General features: G+C 67.9%; 4 protein-coding genes. 1 reads left to right on the top strand and 3 read right to left on the bottom strand.

What is annotated here, in order from left to right:
- Positions 1-83 precede the first annotated feature (83 nt).
- The 3 genes from QH195_RS13720 to QH195_RS13710 form a co-directional block, all read right to left on the bottom strand.
- A complete protein-coding gene (locus QH195_RS13720) occupies positions 84-1397 on the bottom strand; it encodes a S1 family peptidase (protein WP_280424997.1) in 1314 nt (437 codons plus the stop codon).
- A gap of 18 nt (positions 1398-1415) precedes the next feature.
- Complete coding sequence (locus tag QH195_RS13715) at positions 1416-2771, bottom strand: S1 family peptidase (RefSeq protein ID WP_280424996.1); 1356 nt, start codon at positions 2769-2771, stop codon at positions 1416-1418.
- 145 nt (positions 2772-2916) lie between these two features.
- The gene (locus QH195_RS13710) at positions 2917-4296 is read right to left on the bottom strand and encodes a hypothetical protein (protein ID WP_280435638.1); all 1380 of its coding nucleotides are present in this window, start codon (positions 4294-4296) and stop codon (positions 2917-2919) included.
- A 474-nt stretch (positions 4297-4770) separates the two neighbouring features.
- Here QH195_RS13710 and dnaK point away from each other — a divergent pair.
- A partial coding sequence (gene dnaK, locus QH195_RS13705) for a molecular chaperone DnaK (RefSeq protein WP_280435637.1) occupies positions 4771-6644 on the top strand: 1874 nt, incomplete at its 3' end.

The following is a 6644-nucleotide window of genomic DNA, read 5'->3' as shown; positions in this document are numbered from 1 at the left end:
CCCTTCATCAGCTCCATGCCGGTGCTTGTCACACCCGCTGCCCTCACCCTCCGCCTGCTCCGGATGGAGGGTGAGCGTGCCGTCTAGCTCGTGCGGATACGCAGGCCCGGATTGTCGGAGAGCACCACGCTCACCGGCTGGGCGAACAACTGCGGGGCGTTACCGGTGAGCACACCCAGGATGTTGGGGATCTCGCAGATCGGGTAGTCGGCGACCGAGGAGGCGCTGGAGATGCCCAGGGCCAGCCGGCCGGTGACGATCGCGCCGCCGCTGTCGCCCGGGAGGGCACAGATATTGGCGGAGAAGCTCTGGGTGAGCTGGCGATCGCCGACCTGCACCGTCTGATCGACGGCGTTCACGACACCACAGCTGAAGCCGGTGCGCGAACCGGACTTGCAGACGGGGGCGCCGACGACCGGGGTGGCCACGCCTTCGATCGGTACCGGCCCGGCACCCGGCACCTTGACCTGGTTGTTCTCGAAGCGTCCGGCGGCGCCGTCCTCGATGTCGAGGATCGAGTAGTCCTGGTTGCCGAGGACCGACTTCTGGAAGGTGGCGATCTTCGGGCCGACGCGGTTGCCGCCGAGGGATTCGTGCACGCTGGCGGCGCCGACATTGTCCAGGTCCGGATTGCAGTGGCCGGCGGTGATGTTCACGGTGTTACCGGCCGGGCCGACCCCGTTGAACCCGAAGGAACAGCGCAGCGAACCGTCGCCGGCCACCGAGGCGTATCCGTCGCCGCCGCCCAGCGGCGCCGCGGCGCCGCCTTCGGCGATATCGGCGGCGGGCAGCGTTTCCGCCGCGACCGGCGGTGCCGTCACGATGACGCGGGCCGGATCGACGAAGTTCGGCATCGGCAGACCGGCCTGGTCGACACGGACCGCGATGCTGTTGTTGACGGTATCGATGACCACACCGCGGACGAGCGCGGAGACCGCGGCCGGCTGGCCGTCGAGCCAGCGTTCGAAGGCGCTCTTCTCACCGCGCAGGGTTTGTTCGCTCTTGGCGACATTGCGTACCACGAAACCGGTCGACTCCGCGGCGCTACGGGCTTCCTCGCCGCCGGGACCGGGAGCGAGGGCGACCACGCCCTTGCCCTGTTCGTCGAGCCAGGCGCCCGCGAACACCTGCGGGAACTGGCGCTGCGCGGTGGTGGCGAACGCGGCCACCTGCTGGGCCGTATCGGCGCGCTGCAGGTACTCCTCGGGGGAGATGTGCAGATCGCGGCTGAGCGCCGCGACGAGATCGGCGGGCAGGCCGGGACCGGGGTCGGGGGCGGCGGAGGACACCGCGGTGGGGCCGAACAGCAGCACGGCCGCCGAAGCGGCCGCCGCGGCCCGGAAGGTGCGGGTTTTGAACGGCGCCGTTCGCCGTTTACCTATGCGTGGCATGAGCATGCAGAGACTATATCGGGATCAACCGGCGTTCTGCCTGGTTCGTACGCTGATACCGCTGCCGAGGCCGCCGCCGGAGGTGGCGTCGATATCGGCGAGTACCGCGCGGATCGGAATACCCAGCGTGGCGGTACCGCCGTACTGTGCCAGCGCGATATTGGCCTCCCCGCAGTCGGGGGCGTCGGCGGCGTTCGAGCCACTGGTGATCCCGAGTGCCAGGGTGCCGGTGACGATGGCGCCACCGCTGTCGCCGCCGAGGGTGCAGGCGGTACTGGCGAAGCCGCGGATGGTCTTGGCGTCGCCCTCGGTGGTGAACAACTGGGTCTCGACCCGGTCGGCGACGACGAAGCCGCAGGTGAAGGTGGACGACTGACCGGACTTGCAGACGGGCGCACCGACCACCGGATCGGCGGTACCGGTGATATTCAGGGTGGTGCCGTTGGCGCCGCGTACCGAGGGCTGATCCATTCCGGCGCCCACGGCCCGCTCGTTCAGCTGGATCACCGAATAGTCGAGGGTCGCGGGACCGCCCAATTCGGATTTCACGAAAGTGCCCAGTTGCGGACTGGCCGGAATGTTGTGGACATTCGGGCTGTACACGGCCGCGCGCTCGTCGCCCTTGTCCAGATTCGGATTGCAGTGCCCGGCACTGATATTCAGTGCGTTTCCGGCGGAATCGACACTGTTGAAGCCGAACGAGCAGACATCGACGCTGCGCAGTTCGGAGTCGTCGAGCGGTCCGGGCGCGCTGATATAGGTATCGCCACCCATCGGCCGGCGTTCCACCGGGCCGCCGGCGTCGGGGCCGAGGACCACTTTGACATTGGCGATGAGGGTCGGCAGATTGAGCATATGCGCCAGCGGCGTGTTGGCGACATTCACGATCAGCTGGCTGTTGAGGAAGTCGATGGCGATCGAATTGATCACCTGCGAGATATCGCGCGGCTGGCCGGCGACCCATTGGTTCAGTTGCGTCAGCGAGGTTTCCAGCGCGGCGGCCGAAACCGGGGCCAGCCGGGTGTGGTAGCCATCGTCGCTGGCCACCTTGGCGGCGTCCGGCGAAGTCACGGCGACGATCGGTTTACCCTCCGGAGTCATCCATGCGCCCGCGAACACATCGGGGCGTTCGGCGCGAAAATCCGCCGCGTAATCCTGGAGTTCCTGGGCGCGGGCCGCCCGGTCCAGATATTCGGTCGGGGTCATATCGAGATCACGGGACAGCGCTTGAACGAGTTCGGCCGGAAGGTCCTCGGCTCTCAATTGTTCCGGAGCGGGTTCCGCGGTCGCTGGAACCGCACCGAACAGGGGAGTCAGGAGAACGGCAGAGCTGAGGATGGCAGCTTTGACCGCGGCGCGACGCGCCACCGACTTGCGCATGGAGTCCCTTCGTTCGGCACTGTGTGCCGGATAATCCATGGCCACGGGATTGAATCCGTTGGCGCACAGGTGTGGTCGAGCTGACCGAGGTTTCCGGGGTGGCCGGGAGAACACCGGTCAGGCGAACACTCTAAGGCACAAAACGCTATCTGGCTTCTTCTTGGCGGCCTTCCTTGGAACCGGTGTCGGGAAGGTCCGGATCTTCGGTACGGAACGGCATGGGAAACGGGAAGAATTCGAAACCCGGCCGTGTCCGGGTTGTCGTGGTTTCGGTGGTTGTCGTGGGGTCGGTGAGTGTCGGGCCGCTGGGTTCGGTGGTGCCGGGAACCGTAGTGGTGGTCGGCGGCGCGGATTGCGTCGTGGTGGTCACCGGTGGGGTCGTGGTGACGGGCGGCTCGGTGGTCTCGACCGGTTGCGGTTCGTACGTCGGTTCGGGGATGTAGGTCGGCTCGGCGGGCGGCGGGGCCACCGGCAGCGGAGCGGGCGGTGGTGGGGCGGGCGTTTCGGTCACGGTGCTCGGCACCGGTGCCGGCCCGGGTTCGGCGGCCCCCGGCCGCAGGAATGCGGTGACCCCGAGCGCGCCGATCACCAGACCCACGAGTGCGGCGACGGCTATCAGGGCGGCCGTACGCCGGGAGCCCTTCGGCCCGGTCGGTGCGGAGGTCCGGGCGGCACCCCGCGGTGGGGTCGTGGTGGAGCCCGGAGCGCGCGGGCTCGGCTTCGGGGTGCCCGGATCCGCCGCCGGTAGGGCACCCGCGGCCGCCGAGGTGAGCCCCAATCCGGCCGCGAGCACGCCCAGGCTGGGGCCGCCGTAGGTGGCCTCCGGGTCTGCCGGGGGGTCGGTCTCCGAGTACGCGTCGGTGGTGGCCGCCGCGGGGAAGCCGCGAGCGGGGCTCACCGCGGAATACGCCTTCGCGGGAGTGTCGCCCGAACCGAGTTTCGGCATGACGACGGTGTCGAGGAAGGAATTCTCGGCGGTGGTGGGGTCGGGCGGGGTCGCGCCGGCGGGGGTTTCGAGCACTACGGCCAGGGCCGCGCGCCCGGCGCTCTCGGCGAAGTACCGGCCGATCTCATCGGCGCTGTGGCCGCCGGGGCGCGGGGGTAGTTCGTCCTCGCCGATGAGGGCGACGGATTTGAGGCCCAGATAGTCGAGCGCCTCGCGGAGAGCGAAGACCTGCGTTGTCGGCCAACCACCAGGGTGGGTCGCGTAGAACTCGGCGGGGCCGTTGAGATATTCGGCGGTGAGGTTGATCAGGCAGAACATCGCGGTGGCGAGGAGATCCTCACCGCGGTAGGCCTCGCCGTCGTCCACGGAAACCCCGGCCGGATCGCCTACGGCCGAGATGAAGCCGGTGATCGTCTGGGTGTAGCCGGGTGGTGCGGTGGCGCCCCCGAGTTCGGCGTCGCCGTCGTCGGACATGTGCAGGATCGGTTCGCGGATGACGAACTGCGGATCCCCGTCATCGCTGACGACCGCCGCGGTGCACGCATGCTCGGCGATGTGCAGGCCCACCCCAGTGGCCATCCTCGGATCCTCGCTTCGTCTTCCTCATCCAACAATGACGCTACGGGTTCACGTACGCCTCGTCCGGCGCGGCGCGCGGCGACCGAGCGCGGAGCATTGACAATAGCTGCGATCGGGGTCCGGTGCGGATCCGGGCGCGGTGTGCCCGCCCGGATCCGGGGTAGCCGAGGGCGGGTCTCGGGAGTATCCCGGAGAGTTCCCCCGGTCGGGGCCTCGTGTGGTGCGGGGCGGGAATAGATCTCCGGAACCCGAGGTTGAGCTGATCGACAATGTTGAGTGAGTGCGACTCAAGTTTGACTTGACGGCCCGCGCGGACGCGGGCAGGATTGAGCCGACCACGCTCAGTATTGCTGGGACCGTGCTCTATGCCGTGCCTGGGGCTGGTCCGAGCGCCGCGGGTTCTCCGGGACCTCGGCGTATTGGGGCGGACAGCCCGTACAGACACAAGCAGTCGAAAATGAGGAGGAACAACAAATGGCTCGTGCGGTCGGAATCGACCTCGGGACCACGAACTCGGTCGTCGCCGTTCTCGAAGGTGGTGAGCCGGTCGTCGTCGCCAACTCCGAGGGTTCGCGCACAACGCCCTCGGTCGTCGCGTTCGCGAAGAACGGTGAAGTTCTCGTCGGCCAGCCGGCCAAGAACCAGGCCGTCACCAATGTCGACCGTACGATCCGCTCGGTCAAACGCCATATCGGCACCGACTGGACCGTCGAGATCGACGACAAGAAGTACACCTCGCAGGAGATCAGCGCGCGCACGCTGATGAAGCTGAAGCGCGACGCCGAGGCCTACCTGGGCGAGGAGATCACCGACGCGGTGATCACCGTCCCCGCCTACTTCGAGGACGCTCAGCGCCAGGCCACCAAGGAAGCCGGCCAGATCGCCGGCCTCAATGTGCTGCGCATCGTCAACGAGCCCACCGCCGCGGCCCTGGCCTACGGCCTGGACAAGGGCGACAAGGAACAGACCATTCTGGTCTTCGACCTCGGTGGCGGCACCTTCGACGTCTCGCTGCTGGAAATCGGCGAGGGCGTCGTCGAGGTCCGCGCCACCTCCGGTGACAACCACCTCGGTGGTGACGACTGGGACGAGCGGGTCGTGAAGTGGCTGGTCGACAAGTTCAAGGCCAGCTCCGGTATCGACCTCACCAAGGACCGGATGGCCATGCAGCGGCTGCGTGAGGCCGCCGAGAAGGCCAAGATCGAGCTGAGCTCCTCGCAGAGCACCTCGATCAACCTGCCCTACATCACCGTCGACGCGGAGAAGAACCCGCTGTTCCTCGACGAGCAGCTCACCCGTGCCGAATTCCAGAAGATCACCTCGGATCTGCTGGACCGCACCCGCGCGCCGTTCCAGTCCGTGGTCAAGGATGCCGGGATCAAGGTCTCCGATATCGACCATGTCGTGCTCGTCGGTGGCTCCACCCGGATGCCCGCGGTGACCGATCTGGTCCGTGAGCTCACCGGTGGCAAGGAGCCCAACAAGGGTGTGAACCCGGACGAGGTCGTCGCCGTCGGTGCCGCCCTGCAGGCCGGTGTGCTCAAGGGCGAGGTCAAGGACGTCCTGCTGCTCGATGTGACCCCGCTGTCGCTGGGTATCGAGACCAAGGGCGGCGTGATGACCAACCTCATCGAGCGCAACACCACCATCCCGACCAAACGTTCGGAAACCTTCACCACGGCCAACGACAACCAGCCGTCGGTGCAGATCCAGGTGTTCCAGGGCGAGCGCGAGATCGCCGCGCACAACAAGCTGCTCGGCTCCTTCGAGCTCACCGGTATCCCGCCGGCCCCGCGCGGGGTGCCGCAGATCGAGGTCACCTTCGATATCGACGCCAACGGCATCGTGCACGTGACCGCGAAGGACAAGGGCACCGGTAAAGAGAACACGATCAAGATCCAGGACGGCTCCGGTCTGTCCAAGGAAGAGATCGACCGGATGGTCAAGGACGCCGAGGCGCATGCCGCCGAGGACAAGGCGCGGCGCGAGGAGGCGGAGACCCGCAACCAGGCCGAATCGCTGGTCCATCAGACCGAGAAGTTCATCGCCGACAACGAGGACAAGGTCCCGGCGGATGTGAAGTCCAAGGTCGAGGCCGCGATCGGCGAGGCCAAGGAGGCGCTCAAGGGCACCGACACCGCCGCGGTGAAGGCCGCGGTGGAGAAGCTGGCCACCGAATCGCAGGCGCTGGGTCAGGCGATCTACGAGGCCTGGGGCGCCCCCGGGGGGGGGGGCGGGGGGGGGGGCGCGGGACGGGCCCCCCCGGGCGCCCCAAAGGGGGGCGCCCCGGGGGGGGGGCGACCCGGGGGCCCCGAGAAGAAATTTGGACCCGCGGGTAAAAAAAACAA

The sequence above is a fragment of the Nocardia carnea genome, from assembly GCF_029868855.1.
GTDB lineage: Bacteria > Actinomycetota > Actinomycetes > Mycobacteriales > Mycobacteriaceae > Nocardia > Nocardia carnea_A.
The sequence above is the reverse complement of the archived record's forward strand: the minus strand, read 5'-3'. Positions and strand labels throughout refer to the sequence as shown.

What these genes read in the sequence shown, in the direction of transcription:
- QH195_RS13720 (WP_280424997.1), bottom strand. Translation starts at nt 1,397, where the DNA reads ATGCTCATGCCACGCATAGGTAAACGGCGAACGGCGCCGTTCAAAACC.
- QH195_RS13715 (WP_280424996.1), bottom strand. Translation starts at nt 2,771, where the DNA reads ATGCGCAAGTCGGTGGCGCGTCGCGCCGCGGTCAAAGCTGCCATCCTC.
- QH195_RS13710 (WP_280435638.1), bottom strand. Translation starts at nt 4,296, where the DNA reads ATGGCCACTGGGGTGGGCCTGCACATCGCCGAGCATGCGTGCACCGCG.